At 55.0% G+C, this 18,724-nt stretch carries 18 protein-coding genes and 1 other RNA gene; 12 read left to right on the forward strand and 7 right to left on the reverse strand.

Annotated elements, in window-relative coordinates; all coding sequences use genetic code 11:
* Positions 1–10: 10 nt before the first annotated feature.
* Complete coding sequence (gene ilvA, locus IT781_RS00435; RefSeq protein ID WP_194968155.1) at positions 11–1,573, forward strand: threonine ammonia-lyase, biosynthetic; 1,563 nt, start codon at positions 11–13, stop codon at positions 1,571–1,573.
* 43 nt (positions 1,574–1,616) lie between these two features.
* Here the strand turns inward: ilvA and IT781_RS00440 are convergent, their stop codons facing one another.
* The 4 genes from IT781_RS00440 to IT781_RS00455 form a co-directional block, all read right to left on the reverse strand.
* On the reverse strand, positions 1,617–2,075 hold the full coding sequence (locus IT781_RS00440) for an EVE domain-containing protein (RefSeq protein ID WP_194968156.1): 459 nt from the start codon (positions 2,073–2,075) through the stop codon (positions 1,617–1,619).
* 21 nt (positions 2,076–2,096) lie between these two features.
* Positions 2,097–2,276, reverse strand: a non-coding RNA gene (gene ssrS / locus IT781_RS00445) — 6S RNA.
* 12 nt (positions 2,277–2,288) lie between these two features.
* Complete coding sequence (locus IT781_RS00450; protein ID WP_194968157.1) at positions 2,289–2,597, reverse strand: cell division protein ZapA; 309 nt, start codon at positions 2,595–2,597, stop codon at positions 2,289–2,291.
* Positions 2,594–2,821 carry a TIGR02449 family protein gene (locus tag IT781_RS00455; RefSeq protein ID WP_194968158.1) on the reverse strand — a complete coding sequence of 76 codons (228 nt, stop codon included), beginning with the start codon at positions 2,819–2,821 and terminating at the stop codon, positions 2,594–2,596. Before IT781_RS00455 ends, IT781_RS00450 begins: the two co-directional genes overlap by 4 nt.
* A gap of 188 nt (positions 2,822–3,009) precedes the next feature.
* Between IT781_RS00455 and IT781_RS00460 the strand changes: the two genes are divergently transcribed.
* From IT781_RS00460 to IT781_RS00480, 5 genes are all read left to right on the forward strand, one after another.
* Entirely contained in the window at positions 3,010–3,531 is a 522-nt protein-coding gene (locus tag IT781_RS00460; RefSeq protein WP_194968159.1) for a UPF0149 family protein, read from the forward strand.
* Positions 3,532–3,547: 16 nt separating this feature from the next.
* Positions 3,548–4,858 carry a Xaa-Pro aminopeptidase gene (gene pepP, locus IT781_RS00465; protein WP_194968160.1) on the forward strand — a complete coding sequence of 437 codons (1,311 nt, stop codon included), beginning with the start codon at positions 3,548–3,550 and terminating at the stop codon, positions 4,856–4,858.
* The gene (gene ubiH / locus IT781_RS00470; protein ID WP_194968161.1) at positions 4,858–6,069 is read left to right on the forward strand and encodes a 2-octaprenyl-6-methoxyphenyl hydroxylase; all 1,212 of its coding nucleotides are present in this window, start codon (positions 4,858–4,860) and stop codon (positions 6,067–6,069) included. Before pepP ends, ubiH begins: the two co-directional genes overlap by 1 nt.
* Positions 6,070–6,071: 2 nt before the next feature.
* Positions 6,072–7,307, forward strand: coding sequence for a UbiH/UbiF/VisC/COQ6 family ubiquinone biosynthesis hydroxylase (locus IT781_RS00475; protein ID WP_194968162.1), 1,236 nt, complete (start codon positions 6,072–6,074; stop codon positions 7,305–7,307).
* 163 nt (positions 7,308–7,470) lie between these two features.
* Entirely contained in the window at positions 7,471–7,941 is a 471-nt protein-coding gene (locus IT781_RS00480) for a hypothetical protein (protein WP_228778828.1), read from the forward strand.
* Positions 7,942–7,978: 37 nt separating this feature from the next.
* Here the strand turns inward: IT781_RS00480 and IT781_RS00485 are convergent, their stop codons facing one another.
* Positions 7,979–9,328: a sigma-54 dependent transcriptional regulator gene (locus IT781_RS00485; RefSeq protein ID WP_194968163.1), complete on the reverse strand. Its 1,350-nt coding sequence runs from the start codon at positions 9,326–9,328 to the stop codon at positions 7,979–7,981.
* Positions 9,325–10,953 carry a PAS domain-containing sensor histidine kinase gene (locus IT781_RS00490; RefSeq protein WP_194968164.1) on the reverse strand — a complete coding sequence of 543 codons (1,629 nt, stop codon included), beginning with the start codon at positions 10,951–10,953 and terminating at the stop codon, positions 9,325–9,327. Before IT781_RS00490 ends, IT781_RS00485 begins: the two co-directional genes overlap by 4 nt.
* A gap of 157 nt (positions 10,954–11,110) precedes the next feature.
* On the opposite strand from IT781_RS00490, the gene sucC reads away from it, so the two are divergent.
* From sucC to IT781_RS00515, 5 genes are all read left to right on the forward strand, one after another.
* Positions 11,111–12,277 (forward strand): ADP-forming succinate--CoA ligase subunit beta, encoded by a 1,167-nt coding sequence (gene sucC / locus IT781_RS00495; RefSeq protein WP_194968165.1) that lies wholly within the window; start codon positions 11,111–11,113, stop codon positions 12,275–12,277.
* Positions 12,274–13,143, forward strand: coding sequence for a succinate--CoA ligase subunit alpha (gene sucD, locus IT781_RS00500; RefSeq protein WP_194968166.1), 870 nt, complete (start codon positions 12,274–12,276; stop codon positions 13,141–13,143). Before sucC ends, sucD begins: the two co-directional genes overlap by 4 nt.
* Positions 13,144–13,195: 52 nt before the next feature.
* Complete coding sequence (locus tag IT781_RS00505; protein WP_194968167.1) at positions 13,196–13,993, forward strand: ceramidase domain-containing protein; 798 nt, start codon at positions 13,196–13,198, stop codon at positions 13,991–13,993.
* A gap of 102 nt (positions 13,994–14,095) precedes the next feature.
* Positions 14,096–15,706 carry an NAD+ synthase gene (locus IT781_RS00510; protein WP_194968168.1) on the forward strand — a complete coding sequence of 537 codons (1,611 nt, stop codon included), beginning with the start codon at positions 14,096–14,098 and terminating at the stop codon, positions 15,704–15,706.
* A 114-nt stretch (positions 15,707–15,820) separates the two neighbouring features.
* Positions 15,821–16,696 carry a M28 family peptidase gene (locus tag IT781_RS00515; protein WP_194968169.1) on the forward strand — a complete coding sequence of 292 codons (876 nt, stop codon included), beginning with the start codon at positions 15,821–15,823 and terminating at the stop codon, positions 16,694–16,696.
* A 39-nt stretch (positions 16,697–16,735) separates the two neighbouring features.
* Here IT781_RS00515 and mgtE read toward each other — a convergent pair whose 3' ends face one another.
* Complete coding sequence (gene mgtE / locus IT781_RS00520; RefSeq protein WP_194968170.1) at positions 16,736–18,187, reverse strand: magnesium transporter; 1,452 nt, start codon at positions 18,185–18,187, stop codon at positions 16,736–16,738.
* 220 nt (positions 18,188–18,407) lie between these two features.
* Between mgtE and IT781_RS00525 the strand changes: the two genes are divergently transcribed.
* Positions 18,408–18,722 carry a BON domain-containing protein gene (locus tag IT781_RS00525; RefSeq protein ID WP_370526869.1) on the forward strand — a complete coding sequence of 105 codons (315 nt, stop codon included), beginning with the start codon at positions 18,408–18,410 and terminating at the stop codon, positions 18,720–18,722.
* Positions 18,723–18,724 lie beyond the last annotated feature (2 nt).

The following is an 18,724-nucleotide window of genomic DNA, read 5'->3' on the forward strand; positions in this document are numbered from 1 at the left end:
ATTTTCAAACATGCCGATAAAATACATAGAAAAAATATTACGCGCCAAAGTTTACGATGTTGCCGTAGAAACGCCTCTGGATTTCGCATCCTCGCTGTCGGAGCGCCTGGGCAACAACGTCTATTTGAAACGCGAAGACCTGCAGCCGGTGTTCTCGTTTAAACTGCGCGGCGCCTACAATAAGATGGCCTTGCTGAACGAGCAGGAGCGGGCGCATGGCGTGATCGCCGCTTCAGCCGGCAATCACGCCCAGGGCGTTGCCCTAGCGGCCAAAAGATTGGGCATTAAGGCATTGATCGTGATGCCGAAAACCACGCCCGAAATTAAAGTCCAGTCCGTGAAAGCCAGAGGCGCCAAAGCGGTGCTGTTCGGCGATGCCTATGATGAGGCTTATGCGCATGCCAGGGAATTGGCCGAACAAAAAGACATGGTGTTCATCCATCCCTATGACGATCCCGACGTCATCGCCGGGCAGGGTACGGTAGCCATGGAAATCCTCCGGCAGCAGACCGACGGCTTGGATGCGATCTTTGTGCCGGTCGGCGGCGGCGGCTTGATTGCCGGTGTCGCGGCTTATGTCAAATTCGTGCGGCCGGAGATCAAGGTCATCGGCGTGGAGCCCGATGATTCTGATTGCCTGAACCGGGCTCTGAAAGCGAAGCGCAGAGTCACCATTAAACAGGTCGGCCTGTTTGCCGATGGCGTGGCGGTCAAGCAGATCGGCGAAGAACCTTTCCGCCTGGCGCAAAATTATGTTGATGAAGTCGTTACCGTCAATACCGATGAAATCTGCGCCGCGATCAAGGATATTTTTGACGATACGCGCTCGGTTGCCGAGCCTGCCGGCGCCTTGGGTATTGCCGGCCTGAAGAAATATGTCGAGCGCGAGAAGATAACCGGGCAAACACTGGTCGCCATCGATAGCGGCGCCAATATGAATTTCGACCGGCTGCGCTATGTGGCCGAGCGCGCTCAGGTCGGCGAGCATCGCGAGATCCTGCTGGCCGTCAGCATCCCCGAAACGCCGGGCAGCTTTTTGCGATTCTGCCGCATGCTGGGCGGACGTAGCATTACCGAGTTCAATTACCGTTATTTCGATCCCAAACTGGCCCAGGTTTTTGTCGGCATCTCCAGCAGCGGGCTTGAATCGGATCGGGCCGATTTAATCCTGCAATTACAGGACCAGGGCTTTTCGGTTACCGATATGACCACCAATGATCTGGCTAAAGAGCACGTGCGTTATATGGTAGGAGGCCATGCGCCGCGTGAACTGAATGAGGTTATTTACAGCCTGGAGTTTCCGGAAAGGCCCGGCGCGCTATTGAATTTCCTGACGGCGCTGGGCGGGCGCTGGAATATCAGCCTGTTCCATTACCGCAATCATGGCGCCGCATTCGGCAAGGTCCTGATGGGCGTGCAGATGCCGAAAGCGGAGCGCAAGGAATTCCAGCAATGCCTTGATGGGCTGGGTTTTGCTTATCAGGAGGAAACCGATAATCCCGCCTATCGCCTGTTCTCGGGGGGCAGCGAGGTGAAAAACAAACAATCGGATGGCGCCGTTATCGAGGCATAGCTAGCACGGGCAGTCAGTGGCCGCCTTGTGTCGCCACTGCCGGTTATTCCAGTGAGCGTATAAAATCCCATTGCTGTTGGGAGACCGGCATGATCGATAAGCGATTGCCGCGTCTTACCAGCGCAAGATCGGCCAACTCCTGCTTTTGCTTTAATTCCTGGAGAGTAATGGTGCGGGACAGTGTTCTGACATGCCTGACGTCAACCATGAACCAGCGCGGCTGGGCCGGATCGCTTTTAGGGTCGAAATGTTTGTCATCGGGATCGAAAGCGGTAAAGTCCGGATAGCCTTCGCGGACCACTTCCATAATGCCGACAATGCCCGGCACATCGCAGTTGGAATGATAGAAGAAAACCTGATCGCCGAGTTTCATCTCATCGCGCATCATGTTTCTGGCTTGGTAATTACGCACCCCGTCCCAGTGTTCGGTCCGGTCGGGTTTGTTGCACAGGTCATTGATGCCGAACGCATCCGGTTCGGATTTCATTAGCCAGTAATTCATGGGGATTTTTATAAGAAAAAGGCATCTCCCGCCTGCGCCGTAATGCACTTTCGTCCTTGAACCAACGGTTCAAGTGGGGACGTGATCGGTAAATCAGGCTTCCCGTATAGAGCGGGCATGCACACCATCACCGTAATCTGCCCCCTGGGTAAAAATAGGTTCAGGAAACACCCAGTACACTCTCGAACGCTGCAGGAGATGCAAACTAATATTTTACTGTATTTCAGGATTTTCTAAAACGTTTTCTATTTTATGACGCATATTAGCCAGATTTTCATTGAGGCTCTGAGTCAGCATGGCATTCTGCTTTCTCATCACATGCAATTCGTGCGCCAGGTTGAGCGCTGCCATGACGGCGATTCTGTCCGCGCCGCTGACTCGTCCGGAATCCCTGATTTTGCGCATTTTTTGATCAAGTTCCTGGGCTGAATGGATCAAATCGTCCTTCTCATCAGGATCGCAGGCAATCCTATAGTCTTTACCCATGATAGTAAGCGATACCGGTTGAGGATTTTTTTTCATGAACCTTGCTCCATTGCTTTCAGACGAGTAATCATAGCTTCAACCCGGGTTCTGGCCAGGGCGGTTTTTTCAAGCAGTTTGGCTTTTTCCCGGACCAGGGACTCCTGCTTGATTTTAAGGGAACTGTTTTCGTTTTTTACCGAATTATATTGTTCGATAAGCTTGTCCAGTTTATCTTCGAGCTCTTTTAATTCTAAGGATTGAGTTGTTTCTGAATTCGTCATAGTAGTTAACTACATCATTGCAAATAATCAGCCGCGTGTTTAGTTAGGATTATCGGCGATATGTTCTAATACTGCTCATAGTCAGTCGCCCTGGAGCCAAGAAGAACAAATGTTATCCAAGTCGGGGATCAATGGTAGCATAAGCAGTATTTTTTTTTTAGCAGTAGTGAAATTATTATGTGGGTGTCATGGTTTACCAGGTAATCAATACGATATTAGAGCATAACGACGCGGATGTTTCCGCTGCCGAGGCTCATGGCATGGCGACAGGCATATTGTGCGTCAATGGCCAGGCCGAGAGCGCTCCTTGGCTGAAGGAACTGTTTAAGGACGATACCGATTTGAGCGATGAAGACAGGGCGGCTCTGATGAAGTTATTCGAGCAGACCCGGACATTGCTGGCTAGTCAAGCGTTTGAATTTGACCTGTTTTTGCCTGACGATGACGCTTTCCTGTATGAGCGTGTTCAGGCATTGAGCCGTTGGTGCCAGGGATTTTTATTCGGCATTGGTTCCGTGTACACCGCAAAAGGCTGGCCCAATGATGTTTCCGAAATATTGAAGGATATTACGGAATTTACCAAGCTGGACGAAGAAGCCGAAGGCGAGGAAGACGAGAATGCCTATATGGAAGTTACTGAATACCTGAGATCCGCCGTTTTATTACTGCGGGATGAGTTAAATATCAATACCGACGGCACTGTTCATTAGGCGGTGGAACAAGCAAATGAAGCAAAGCGAATTCAAAAAAAGAAGAAAGCAATTAATGCAGCGGATCGGCAAGGGCAATATCGCGCTGATAGGCAGCGCCCCGGTTCGGACCCGTAACCGCGATGTCGATTATCCGTTTCGGCAGGACAGCGATTTTTATTATCTGACCGGTTTCAATGAACCCGACTCATTGGCTGTCTTTATACCTGGCCGCGAGCAGGGCGAATACATTCTGTTCTGCCGCGAATACGACGAAACCAAAGCGTTGTGGGAAGGCGCCCATGCCGGGCTTGAAGGCGCCACCCAGCACTATGAGGCCGACGACTCTTTCCCTATCGATGATCTGGGCGAGATCCTGCCGGGCCTGCTGGAAGACAAAGGCAAGGTTTTCTATCCGATGGGCCGGGATTCGGATCTGGATCATCGGTTGCTGGAATGGATCAACCATATCCGCAGCCAATCAAGAACCGGCGTGACAGCGCCGGGCGAACTGGTTTCGCTGGAGCATATACTGCACGAAATGCGCCTGTTCAAAAGCCCTGAAGAACTTAAGCTGATGCGCCGCGCGGCGGAAGTATCCGCCCATGCCCATGTCAAAGCCATGCAGAATTGCAAGCCTGGCCTGTATGAATATCAGATAGAAGCCGAACTTATTTATCATTTCATTCAGGGCGGCTTGCGCTCGGTGGCCTATCCCTCCATTGTCGCCGGCGGCAGAAACGCCTGCGTGCTGCACTATACCGAAAATTCGGACAAATTAAGAAGCGGCGACCTGCTGCTGATCGATGCCGGCGCCGAGTGCGATCATTATGCGGCCGACATTACGCGCACATTCCCGGTCTCGGGACGTTTCAGCGAGCCGCAGAAGCAGCTTTACCAGCTGGTTCTCGATGCGCAGGCGGCCGCTATCGAACAGATCAAGCCCGGCGTGCCCTGGCATCTGGCGCACGAGGCCTCGGTTGAGGTGCTGACGAAAGGCCTCGTATCTCTGGGACTGCTGAAAGGCCGCGTGCCCACGCTGATCAAGAACGAAAAGTACAAGCAGTTCTATATGCACCGGATAGGCCATTGGCTGGGCATGGACGTGCATGACGTGGGCGACTACAAGGTCGACAAGGAATGGCGGTTGCTGGAGCCCGGCATGGTGCTGACCATAGAGCCGGGGCTGTACATACCGGCGAACTGTGAAACTGTCGATGAGAAATGGCGCGGCATAGGCATCCGGATTGAGGACGATCTGGTGGTCACGGCGCAAGGACACGAGATTTTGACGGCCGGCGTGCCCAAAACCATAGCAGAAATTGAAGCGTTGATGCAGGCGGGCTGATGCAACAGGATTATGATTTACTCATTGTAGGCGGCGGTCTGGCCGGCAACAGTCTGGCGCTGGCGCTGAAAGACACCGGCTTGCGCATGGCCATTATCGAAGTGAATACGCGCGAACAGCTTTATGCCTCCCCGGCCGGCGACAGAGCGCTGGCCTTGGCCGGCGGCACGGTAAAAATGCTGGAAGCGCTGGGCATCTGGCAGGGCATACGCCAGGCGGCCACGGCGATAAAAAACATCCATATCTCGGATCGCGGCCATTTCGGCAAGACCCGGCTGTCTGCGCAACAGGAAAATGTCGATGCGCTGGGGTATGTGATTTCGGCGCGCGACATTGAAACGCATGTGGCCCGGCTTGCCAGCGAGGCCAATATCGAGCTGATTTGTCCGGCCCGCGTTGTCGGCTTGATGTCCGGCGAGGATGCCATTCATGTCAGCCTGAAACGCGGCGATGAGTCGTTCAGCCTGTCGGCTAAATTGCTGGTCGGCGCCGATGGCGGCCAGTCATCGGTGCGTAAACTGTTGGACATCGACCAGAAAGCCACTGAATACGGGCAGACGGCGCTGGTCACTACGGTTAAAACCTCCGTGCCGCATAACAATACCGCCTATGAGCGTTTTACGGCTTCCGGGCCGCTTGCGCTGCTGCCGAGCGGCAACAGCGGGTGCGCTGTGGTCTGGACAAGAACCGATGAAGATGCGAAGGCGTTGATGGCCGGCAGCGAGAAAGACTTTCTGAACGAGCTTCAGGAATGCTTCGGTTACAGACTGGGCGAGCTTGCTTTAGCCGCTCCCAGGCGGACTTTCCCGTTGTCGCTGATACGTGCGGAAAAAATGGTTTCAGGGCGGGCGGTCATTATCGGCAATGCCGCTCATCAATTGCATCCGGTGGCGGGTCAGGGATTTAACCTGGGGTTGCGCGATGTTGTGGCGCTGGCCGAAATGATTATCGAGCAGCAGGGGGATGGTCAGGATATCGGCGCGGCCGATTTTTTAAATCGCTACGCTAAGGTCCGGCAAAAAGACCACAACCTTGTTATCGGCTTTACCGACAATGTCGTGCGGATTTTTTCCAATGAATGGCTGGCCCTGGCCCTGGTTAGGAATATCGGCTTGACGCTGCTCGATCATATACCGGCGGCCAAGGCGCTGCTGGCCCGGCAGGCTATGGGGCTCGTCGGCCGCATGCCGCGATTGGGCAGCAGGAGATAATCATGACTGAACGCTATGAAGTGATCGTCGTCGGCGGCGGCATGGTGGGTGCGGCGGCGGCCTGTGCCCTGGCGCACGGCGGCATCAGCGTGGCGCTGCTGGATAGGCGCAATCCTGAACGGCACTGGCCGAAAGAGCCGATCGATAACCGTGTTTCGGCGTTGACGAAAGCCTCGCAGAATATTCTGGAAATGCTCGGCGCCTGGCCGGGCATGGTGCAGCGCGGCGTATGCGCCTACCGGGATATGCGTGTATGGGATGCGCGCGGCGACGGCGAATTGCATTTTGACTGTGCCGATACCGAATTCAACGAACTGGGCCATCTGGTCGAAAACAGGGTGACGGTCGCGGCCTTATGGGACGTGCTCGATACATTACCTTCGGCGGTCTGTCTAACGCCGGCGGCAGTCGCCGACATGCAGCTGACCGATAACGGCCGGCTGATCAGGCTGGAAGATGGCCGCCGCCTTGAAGCCGAGCTGGTGATTGCCGCCGACGGGCGCGAATCGGCGTTGAGAAAAATGGCCGGCATAGACGTGACCGGTTGGGATTATGATCAGGAGGGACTGGTCGCCACGGTCACGACCGAAAAAAGCCACCAGGCAACGGCGTGGCAGCGGTTTCTGGAAGAAGGGCCGCTGGCTTTTCTGCCTCTGGACAACGGCCAAAGTTCGATTGTCTGGACTTTGAGCACGAAAACGGCAAAAAAGTATCTGACCTTGAATGACGCCGATTTCCTCCAGGCGCTGGAACAGGCCTCGGGCGGCATTCTGGGCAAAATGCTGGCAGTAGGGCCCAGGGCCGCGGTTTCTTTGCGGTTTCAATATGCCAACCGTTATACCGACCGGCATCTCGCATTGGTTGGCGATGCCGCCCATGCCATGCATCCGTTGGCCGGACAGGGCGCAAATGCCGGCCTGCTGGATGCGGCGGCGATTGCCGAGCTGGTGATTGAAGCCAAACAGCAGCGGCGGCCATTGTCCGGTTCCGCTTATTTACGCCGCTACGAACGCTGGCGTAAAGGCGACAATCTGATGATGATGGCGAGCATGGATGCGCTCAACAAAACCTATAAAGTGTCATCGCCGCCCTTTATTGGCCTGCGTTCGGCTGGCATGAACTGGGTAAACCACACGGCTGTCGTGAAAGCGTATTTCAACCATTACGCCATGGGCTTGCGCGAGGATTTGCCCAAATTAGCCAAAGCCCAGGCTTGCTGGCAAGTCGTTCAGAGTTAGCGACAAGTGCCGAAAAGCCCGCGTTTATGCGTATTTGGTATTTACCCTGCTCGCCGGCTTCTGGTATATTCCGAAATTAGCGATTTGGTTTGCCCGCCTACAGGCTGCGCTTATTTCAGGGCAATAAAATAATAAAAATTAACTTAAGAGGTGGAGAGGTGTTATGGCTGAAGTGTTGTTTATATTAACTACTATTTTCGTGGCTTATGTCGTTTATGCGGTTGTAAACGATCAGCGGGCTACGGCTAAATCGACAGTGCCGCAGGTAAAATCTGAAAAGCAGGAAGTAGCGGCGGTGCAGCCACAGGCCGCGGCGGCGCCCCAGAAAGAAGCGCCGGCGGCGAGAAGGGCGGCGGCCAGACCTGCAGCGGCGGCCAGAAGAGCAGCTCCTGCGAAGCCTGCTGCTGCTCCAGCACCAGAGGCGGGCAAAGGCGAAGTGCGCAATCCGGCTACGGGAGAAGTCGTTTCAGCCCACAGCAATTACCGCTTTACCAAGCGTTGGGTAAAAGAGGCGCTGGTAGCGGAAGGTTTGCTTGATAAAATTTACAAGAATAATGAATTGGATGCCGCTGCCGAAGCGAAAATAAAAGGCGCTATGGCGAAGCTGGCATCCATGGATAAATATCAGGCTTAACACCGCCTGGGCTAACCGGCAGTGGTTCAGTTGCCGGTTAATTATCCAGATCCAGTTTCTTCAAACGATAGCGTAAGGATCGAAAAGACAGCCCCAGCTGTTTGGCGGCGGCCGTCTTGTTCCATTTGTTTTCTTCCAGGGCGATGACGATCGCCTTGCGTTCGATTTGCTCCAGATAATCTTCCAGCGATCCCTGAGCCGGGTCATAAGCCGGCGAGTCGGCGATGACATGCGCGCCTACCGGCAGGTTCAGGTCGTCGATTTCGATGCTTTTGCCGTCATACAAGGCCAGAGCCCGTTCCAGAATGTTCTCAAGCTCGCGCACATTGCCGGGAAAATGATATTGCTGCAATGCCGACAGGGCCGAGGCCGACACTGCAGGTTTGTTCAGGCCGCCAGCTTGCGTGAGCTTCGTCAATATGTGGTCGGTAAGGATGGGTATGTCTATGGCGCGCTCCCGCAAAGGCGGCACATACAGGTCGATGACGTTGATGCGGTAGTACAAATCCTGCCTGAACGTGCCGGCCTGGACCATATCGGCCAGGTTGCGGTAGGTGGCGCTGAGCAGGCGGACGTCAACGGGAATTTCCTGATGTTCGCCGACGGGGCGTATTCTCTTTTCCTGAATGGCGCGCAGCAGTTTTACCTGCAGGGATTGAGGCAGTTCCGCGATTTCATCGAGAAATAAGGTGCCGCCTTCAGCAGCTTGGAACAGGCCTTTCTTATCGCTGACCGCGCCGGTAAAACTGCCTTTTTTATGGCCGAAGAACTCGCTTTCCATCAGTTCATGAGGAATAGCGCCGCAGTTTATGGCCACAAAAGGCTTGTCGCTGCGCGAACTCTGCTGATGGATGAGCCGGGCGACCAGTTCCTTGCCCGAGCCGGATTCGCCGCTGATATAAACCGGAGCCTGGCTGAGTGCCAGCTTGGTTATTTTGCTGCGGATGGCGCACATGACCGGCGATTCGCCCAGCAATAGATGCCGGGTTCGCCTGTCTTTGGCGGGGTATGTTGTGGCGTTGGCAAGTTTCAGCGCACTGCTCACCATTTGCCTGAGCGCAGATAAGTCGACCGGTTTCGAGACAAAATCAAAAGCGCCTTTCTTCATGGCCTGAATCGCCGTATCCATATTGCCATGCGCGGTAATAACGGCAACCGGCATCGGGGCGCAATTCGAGTGTATATGATCCAGCAGATCAAGGCCATTGCCGTCGGGCAGCTTCATATCGGTCAGGCAAAGATCGAACGGATGCTGTTGCAGCAGGGCTTTTGCTTTGCCGATATTGTCGGCGCAGTGTGTCTGGATATCCATGCGGTTAAGGGTTATTTCCAGTAACTCGCAGATATCGGGTTCATCATCGACAATCAATGTCAGTGGTTTTTTCATATTTCTATTAACTTATTTTCCGCATCGGGCAGGCAGAGCTTGAAGCAACTCCGGTTTTTTTCCGTTAAATAATAGCTCAATTTTGCTTGGTTGAGTTCTGCCAGCTCCCGAGAAATATAAAGGCCTAGCCCGGTGCCGCTGGACGAAGTCGTGAAAAAGGGCTCAAAAAGATGACAGATCTGCTCAGGAGACAGACCGGAGCCGTTGTCGATGATTTCTATGCACGGCGCCTGTCCGCTGATGCGGGCCTGCAGTATGATCTTTCCCAGCTCCGGTTTGCCGTACCGGAGGGCATTCAGACATAGATTGTCCAGAATCTGCTTTAAGTGATCGGGGTCTATTAGGGCGTATAAAGGTTCAGTACTTACAGAGAGCTTGAAGGTGTCGGCAGCGATAGTCTGATCGAGCATAAAATTGTTCAGGTAATCGATCAGCCAAGGCTTCAACTGGATTTTTTTTCGCCTCGACGCGTTCCTCCTGGAAAGCTGTAGGATATCTTCAATAATGCGATTGACGCGGCCGGCGTGGGTCTGAATGATTTCGGTCAGGCGCTTGTCCTGGGCCGATAACTGAGGGTTTTCCGACAGCAATTGTCCGGCATGGCTGATGGCGCCCAGCGGATTGCGTATTTCATGGGCGATGCTGGCCGTGAGCCGGCCCAGGGATGCCAGTTTACTTTGCTGCAGGCGCTGATTATAAAGCGCGATGTCTTCAAACATGATCAGGTACAGGCATTCCTGCTGCGTCGGCAGCGGCATGAAACGGATATGAATTTCGGACCGGTTCGGCAGTTGCAGCTGTGCAATTGCCTGTTCAGGCTCGTTGAGCCAGATCTGAAAAGCCAGCCATAACTGTTCCGAAATATCGGCCAGCGTGGTCGGCATGGCTTGCAGATTGGCCAGCCGCAAGGCTGCTTCGTTGGCCATCTGGATAGCCTGTTTTTTATTGGCGATGATGATGCCCGACTGCAGATGCTGGATAATGTAATGGTTCAACTCTTCCAGTTGCGTGATGGTCTGTTTTTGCTGATGAGCCAGTTGCACCGTCTGTTCACTGCGCTTCGCCAGCACATAGGACAACAGGGCGATCGTGAAGAACGAGGCTCCCAGCATGCCGGCGTATATGTAAGACGTTTTTTCAAAAAGGCCGGCCTGATCGGCATAAATCTGTTCGGACAGGACGGCCAGGCTGGCGACAGCGGCAAAATACATCGCGCAGCGGCCGCCGATCAACAGACCGCCATAGGCGATGGAGACGGCGAGCAGTATGCCTATGCCGCTATTGATGCCGCCGCAGGCATGCATCAGCAATGTGAGAATGATGATGTCGGTAAAAATAAGCAGCTGTGCCTGCAGCGTATAGCCGGTCAGCCGCCAAGCTATGCAGATGCTGGAGACGGCAGACAATATGACATAGCTCTGGCTGCTGTAAATATAGAGTTGGCGGTCGTATGATCCAAGCGAAGAGGGCCCTATCTGGCCTTGAAATAACACGATAAACAGCGTGGCCAGAATAAAACGGTAAGTCAGGAAAACCTTCAGTAGCAGCCAGGCTTGCTTGGCGGGAATGCCGTAGCCTTTGGAGAACGGGCAGGGAAAAATGGTCTCATGCGTATTATCTGACATGGATGGTTTTAACAATAGCGTTTTGCAGGGACTTGGTTAGAATAGCAGATTTCCCCAGTTTTACTGGCGGATCGGATTGAACTGAACCATCATAGCATCGATGCAAAGGCTTGAGAAAATACCCTCCGGTCGTTGCCGGTCAAACCAGGAGCGATAAATGAACATTCATGAATACCAGGCAAAAAGGTTGTTTAGGGATTACGGCATCGCCGTCCCGGAGGGCCATCAGGCCGATACCCCCGAGCATGCCGGGCAGGTTGCCAGAGAACTGGGCGGCAGCGGCTGGGTTGTGAAGGCTCAGGTGCATGCGGGCGGCCGCGGCAAGGCTGGCGGCGTAAGATTGGCCCATAGCCATCAGGAAGTCTTGGACTTCAGCCGCGATATGCTGGGCAAGCGTCTTGTAACCGCGCAGACCGACAGTGCCGGTTTGCCGGTCGAGAGGCTGCTCATCGAGAAAATCTATCCGATCAAAAGCGAATTCTACCTGAGCGCCCTGGTCGACCGCGTCAGCAGCCGCATCCTGTTTATCGCTTCCGCGGCCGGCGGCATGGATATCGAAGCTGTCGCCAGGGATACGCCGGAACGGATCATCTCGCTGCAAATCCATCCGGCAGCGGGTCTGCAAAGCTATCAGTGCCGGAAAATCGCCTTCGCCCTGCAACTGGCCGGCGAGCAGATCAAGGCGCTGGAAACCATCATGCGCGGCATGTATCAGCTGCTGCTGGCTAAGGATGCCAGCCAGATTGAAATCAATCCCCTGATACTGACCGAGCAGGGCCAGTTGCTGGCGCTGGATGCCAAGATTAATTTCGACGACAACGCCGTCGCCATGCACCCTGACATTCTGGACATGCGCGATCCGGGCCAGGAAGACCGAAAAGAAAACAAGGCGCAGCAATACGGGCTTAATTACATCACGCTGGACGGTACTATCGGCTGCATGGTCAACGGCGCAGGTCTCGCCATGGCGACCATGGATCTGGTGAAGCTGAATGGCGGCGCGCCGGCCAATTTTCTCGATGTCGGCGGCGGTACGACGCCGGAAAGAGTCGCCGAAGCGTTCAAGCTGATACTGTCCGACGGCAAGGTGAAAGCCATACTGATCAATATCTTCGGCGGCATCGTGCAATGCGACATTATCGCGCGCGGCATTCTGGCGGCGGTTAAAGAGGTGCATGTGAAGGTGCCGGTCGTGGTCCGGCTGGAAGGCACCAATGCCGAGGCGGGCCGCCAGCTATTGGCCGATTCCGGCCTGAATTTGATTGCAGAAACAGATCTGGCGACTGCCGCAGCGCAAGTTGTCGCCTTAGCGGAGGCCGCATGAGCATTTTGATCGACAAGCATACCAGAGTGATTTGCCAGGGCTTTACCGGCAAGCAGGGCACGTTCCATTCCGAACAGACGCTGGCGTACGGCACGCAGCTGGTTGGCGGCGTGACGCCGGGCCGCGGCGGCGACACGCATCTGGGCCTGCCGGTCTTCGATACCGTCGAGGCCGCGGTTAGGCAGACCGGCGCCGATGCGACCATGATCTATGTGCCGCCTTTTTATGCGGCCGACGCCATTCTGGAAGCCGTCGATGCCGGCATCAGGATCATCGTCTGCATCACGGAAGGCATTCCGGTATTGCATATGCTGCGCGTCAAGGCCGCCATGGCCGGCACCGACGCCTTGCTGATCGGGCCGAATTGTCCTGGGGTGATTACGCCGGGCCAATGCAAGATCGGCATCATGCCGGGCCATATCCATCTGCCGGGCGCCATTGGCATCGTCTCGCGTTCCGGCACCTTGACCTATGAGGCCGTCAACCAGACGACCAAACAAGGGCTGGGGCAGAGCACCTGCGTCGGCATAGGCGGCGATCCTATTCACGGCATGAACTTTATCGACGTGCTCAGCCGTTTCGAGCAGGACGAACAGACTCGCGGCATCGTCATGGTCGGGGAGATTGGCGGCGGCGAGGAAGAGGATGCGGCCGACTATATCAAGGCGCATGTCACGAAACCGGTCGTATCCTATATCGCGGGCCAGACGGCGCCGCCTGGCAAGCGCATGGGCCATGCCGGCGCCATCATCACGGGCGGCAAGGGCACGGCCGCAGGCAAAATCGCCGCGCTTAAGGCGGCCGGCATCGAAGTCGTCAATTCACCGGCCGACATCGGCGTGGCGATGCAGCGCTGTCTGCAATAACGACCGAACGGATGATAGACAACACGGTACGCGAAGCACGCCAGGACAGCTTATGAACCGATCAGTCCGAAGCTTTATCGTTCTGTTCACTATTATCGCGTTGATTGCGGTTTTCACGCTGGTGCCTAAGATACCGCAGGATCTGAATTATCATGATTTCGGCGATCAGAAGCAGATTCTGGGCATTCCCAACTTCTGGAATGTCATGACCAGCCTGCCTTTTTTGATCGTCGGTTTGATGGGCATGCGGCAGATCATGATCAACCGGCTTGATGGCGGCTTGCCGCAATTGCGCTCGGCTTATTTGATGTTTTTCATTGGCGTCGGCCTGACTGGTCTGGGATCGGGCTATTACCATTTAAATCCTGACAACGGGACGCTGGTTTGGGATAGACTGCCGATGACGATAGCCTTTATGGCGCTGTTTTCAGCCATAGTCGGCGAGTTCCTATCCATTGAATGGGGCAGGCGGCTGCTCTATCCGCTGATCCTGATCGGCATGGCATCGGTGATTTACTGGCACTGGAGCGAACAGCAGGGGCTCGGCGATTTGCGCTTTTACGGCCTGGTTCAGTTTCTGCCCATGCTGCTGATTCCGGTCATGCTGGTATTCTGCCAGCCGCGGCTTTCCGGCAATGGTTATTTGTGGGGCATCGTCGGCATCTATGTTGCAGCTAAACTGGCGGAAGCCGGCGATGCGGTCATCTACGAGCACCTGCGCTTTTTGAGCGGGCACTCGCTCAAACATCTGCTGGCCGCCGGCGGAGCCGGTCTGTTCCTGATTGCATTGCAAAAGCGCGTGCCGGTACAGCAGGTGGTTAAGTCAGAAACCGGTGTCATTGCCAAATAAGGTTTTGTTATGATCAGCCTATAGGCCTGATTTCGTACGTCTACAGATTTCTTTGCCGTTTTTGCAGTCAAATATTCAACCTCAGTTATTGTTAATCCATACATGTCTTTAAAAATAGCGCTTGCTCAAATCAACCCACTGGTCGGCGGTATCGATGCCAATGCCGCCAAGATTATCGATACAGCTCTTCATGCCCGGGACCGGCTGCATGCCGATCTGGTGGTCTTTCCCGAGCTGTCCGTGACCGGTTACCCGCCCGAGGATCTGTTGCTGCGGCCGGATTTTATTGCGCATGCGGCCCGCGCGGTCGAGCGCATTGCCGCGCAGGTGGCCGGCATTGATGTCGTGCTGGGCTTTCCCGACAACTATCAGGGCAAGCTCTACAACAGCGCGGCCGTGCTGCGCGATGGCGCTGTTCTAGTGCGCTACCGAAAGAATGCCCTGCCTAATTACGGCGTGTTCGATGAAAAGCGTTATTTCTTCGAAGGCGATCAGACCGCTCTGCTTACATTAAAAGGCATCACGATCGGCATCACGATTTGCGAGGACGTCTGGCATCCCGGCATCCTGGCCCGGAACAGAGACGCCGGCGCCGAACTGGTCCTGACCCTGAATGCCTCGCCTTTCCATGCCGGCAAGATCCATGAGCGCGAAGACATCATCGTCAATCAAGTTAAGGCGCTGCAGCTGCCGCTGGTCTATGTCAACCAAGTCGGCGGACAGGATGAACTGATCTTCGACGGCGCTTCGTTTGTGGTCGACAGCAGCGGCGAAGTCGTATTTCGGGCCGAGGAATTCAGCGAGCAAGTCAGTGTGGTCGAATTTGCAGGCAATCGGCCGCTGAAAAGCACCTGTGCGCCGCTGTACAACGAGGTCTCCAGTGAATACCGGGCCCTGGTGCTGGGCATCAAGGATTACGTCGCGAAGAACGGCTTTCAGGGCGCCATCCTGGGCCTGTCAGGCGGCGTCGACTCGGCGCTGGTGCTGGCTTTGGCCGTCGATGCGCTGGGAGCTGACAAAGTGGAAGCCGTGCTGATGCCGTCGCGCTATACGCAGGCCATGAGCCTTGAAGATGCGGCGCTGGAGGCTGAAGCCCTGGGCGTCAAATACCATACGATCCCGATAGAACCGGCCGTCAGCGCCTTCACGGACATGCTGGCTGGTGTGTTCGCCGGCAGGGCCAAGGACACGACCGAAGAGAACATCCAGGCGCGCTGCCGCGGCGTGATTCTGATGGCGATGTCCAACAAGTCGGGCAAACTGCTGCTGACGACCGGCAATAAAAGCGAAATGAGCGTCGGCTATGCGACCTTATACGGCGACATGGCCGGCGGCTTTGCGCCGATCAAGGATGTGCCGAAATTGTTGGTCTATGAGCTGGCGCACTATCGCAATTCACTGTCCAATGTGATTCCCGAACGCGTGCTCACTCGACCGCCGTCGGCCGAGTTGGCGCCCGATCAGCTCGATGAGGATTCCTTGCCGCCGTATAACGTGCTGGACCCGATACTGGAACGGTACGTGGAACAGGATCAGTCGGCTGAAGAGATTATCGCGGCCGGTTTCCGGCGCGAAGATGTCGAGAGAGCCATACGCCTGGTCGATAGAAACGAGTACAAACGCCGGCAGTCACCGCCCTGCATTCGGATCACGCCCAGAGCGTTCGGCCGCGATAGGCGCTATCCGATCACTTCGGGCTACCGCGGGATTTAAAAACTTTCATTAAACTCGGTAGACGCTCTTGTTATTGGGAGAACAAGCATTCATAGGGCGCCGAGCATTGATTGCCAATGGGCGCACTGTACTTCACTAGGAGGGACTTCTAACATGACGGCATCAGATCAGTACACTGCAAGACTGCGCGAAGACATCGGACGGCTTGCCCGTGATATCGGTGCGCGCAACGTCTACCATTATCCGCAGCTGGTTGAGGCCGCAGGACTCATTGAACAATGGCTGCGCGAAGCGGGCTATACTCCCGCGCGGCAGGAGTACGAGGCGAAGGGAAGATTATTCGCCAATATCGAAGTCGAAGTGCGCGGCCTTATTGCTCCGGAAGAGGTGATTATTGTGGGGGCTCACTATGATACGCATCGCCGGTCGCCGGGGGCTAACGACAACGGTTCCGGGATCGCCGCGCTGCTCGCGCTGGCCCGTGCGTTCGCGCATGAGACGATTGGCCGTACGCTGCGCTTTGTCGCCTTCACCAATGAAGAGAAACCGTTCCTGCGGACCCGGCAGATGGGCAGCCGGGTGTACGCCGCGCGTTGCCGTGAGCGCGGCGAGAGCGTGGTTGGCATGATCTGCCTTGAAACAATCGCCTACCGGTCCGAAAAATTTGGCAGCCAGCATCTGTCGCTGTTCGGACTGTTTGCTCCGGCCCGCGGCAATTTTATCGCGCTGGTCGGCAATCGCCGTTCGCGTGAACTCCTTGCTGACGCCGCGCAGTCGTTCCGGCGAAATGCATCGGTTCCTTGCGAAACGTTCACGCTGCCGTCCAATTTTCCCGGCGCCTGGAGTTCGGATCATTGGTCCTTCTGGAAGGAGGACTATCCGGCGATCATGGTCACGGATACAGCCCCGTTGCGCTATCCTTATTACCATAAGTCCAAGGATACCATCGAACGCCTGGATTACGGGTTTCTGGCCGCCGTGACCGGCGGTCTGCATGACGTGGTCGCCGATCTGGTCGGAAAAGTATAGAAATAACAAAGGCGGCTTTGGAATCGCTGGGAGTCCGGCTCAAGGCCGGTCCAGCAGGAATACGCTGGCCAGCCCCAGGAAAATAAAAAAACCCATGGCATCAGTGATGAAAGTAAGCATGACGCTGGTGCCGACTGCGGGGTCCTTATCGAACTTGTGGCGCAGCAAAGGGATGCCGAGGCCGACGAAGACGGCGACTTGCAGGTTGATAAACATGGCGATGCCCATGACCAGGGCAAGGTCCTGATTCTGATAGAACAGCCAGACCAGTCCGCCGACCAGGCTGCCCAGCAGCGTGCCGTTCAAGATGGCGAGGCTCAGTTCCTTCATGATCAGATGACGGACATTGGCCCGGGTAATCTGCCCAAGCGCCAGTGAGCGGATGATCAGCATACTGGTTTGGTTGCCGGTATTGCCGCCTGTCGAGGCGATGATCGGCATCAGCGAGGCCAGCGCCACCAGATGCAGAATCGTGTCTTCGAATAGGCCGATGATGCGCGTTGCGGCAAAGGCCGTGGCGATATTGATCAGCAGCCAGCCCCAGCGGTTTTTGGCGCTCTTCCAGACACTGGAAAATATATCCTCCTCTTCCTCGACGCCGGCCTGAATCAGCAGGTCTTCGTCCGTTTCCTCTCGGATATAATCGACGATGCTGTCGACGCAAAGCCGGCCCAGCAATCGGTCATCATGGTCGACGACCGGCGCCGAGACAAGGTCGTAACGCTCGAAAGCCCGGGCGGCTTCGGTGAGATTTTGATCGACTGAAAAAGCGATAAAATCGGTCACCATAATGTCCGCTACTTGCTGGCTGGGCGGATGGGTCAATAATCGCTGCAGCGGCAAAACGCCTTTTATTTTATTGCTTTGGTCCACGACGAACAATTTGTCGGTATGGCCCGGCAGTTTGCCGCGCTTGCGGATATAGTCGGCTATGGCTTTCAGGGTCAGATCGTCCTGGATCTTGATTGTGCCAAAATCCATGCGCGAGCCGACTTGATCTTCCCGGCAGGCCAGAACCGCATCCAGATCCTTGCGTTTTTTGCGATTAAGAGACTTCAGAATGCGCTGTATGGCATTTTGAGGCAGGTCGGCAGCAAGGTCCGCGATCTCGTCGCTTTCCAGCTTGCCGGCGACGATGGCCAGCTCTTCGGGCCCCATGTCTGCAATCAGCGTTTGCCGCACCGCATCGGAGACTTCCAGCAGCACTTGCCCGTCAATATCGGTTCTGATAGCGTTCCAGGCTGTACGGCGCTGATCCAGCGGCAGCGACTCAAGAATATAGGCGATGTCGGCAGGATGAAGCTGGGCAAACGCTTCCTGTAAAAGGGCCTGCTGCTGCTTGTGCCGGGCGATCTCGACTAACGCCTGCCGGCTTGCAGGGCCTTTTTGCACCAATGATTCTTCCCGATGCTGTTTTTCCAGCAAAGTGATGACGCGCTGCAGGTGCTGCTGAAGAAACTGCTCGGAATGGCGTTTGTCGAGGGATTCCATGGTTAAAAAAATAGTTTAAAGGCCGTAAGATTTGTTTTTATTAAAATATGCTTTTTACAGAGACAATAAGCCTAATTAAAATTTCCGGCTCATTTATGAAAAACATGGAAATGAAACGCTGGGCGATATTTTTATAGTATATGAAATAATATCTTAATTAATGCGGGTTATAATTAACGGCTAAAACCCTATCTATTTATCGACGTTATATAAACATATGATGAATCAATTCAGTTTGATAATACGTTTTTTATCAGTTGTATTATTGGTGTTATCGCTTGCCGGCTGTGCGGGAAGCAGAAGGCATGAAAGCACCGGCGAGTATCTTGACGATGCTGTGCTTACGACCAAAGTAAAAACGGCCATATTCAATGACCCAAGCCTGGAAGTGCTGGATATTAACGTGAAGACATTTAAAGGGGTCGTACAACTGAGCGGTTTTGTCGATTCCGAAAAAGCCGCTAACAAAGCAGTTGAGCGGGCGAGAGCGGTAAGCGGCGTTAAAATGGTCAATAACAGCCTGATCGTTAAGTAGCT

The organism is Methylobacter sp. BlB1, assembly GCF_015476545.1.
Lineage (GTDB): Bacteria > Pseudomonadota > Gammaproteobacteria > Methylococcales > Methylomonadaceae > Methylobacter.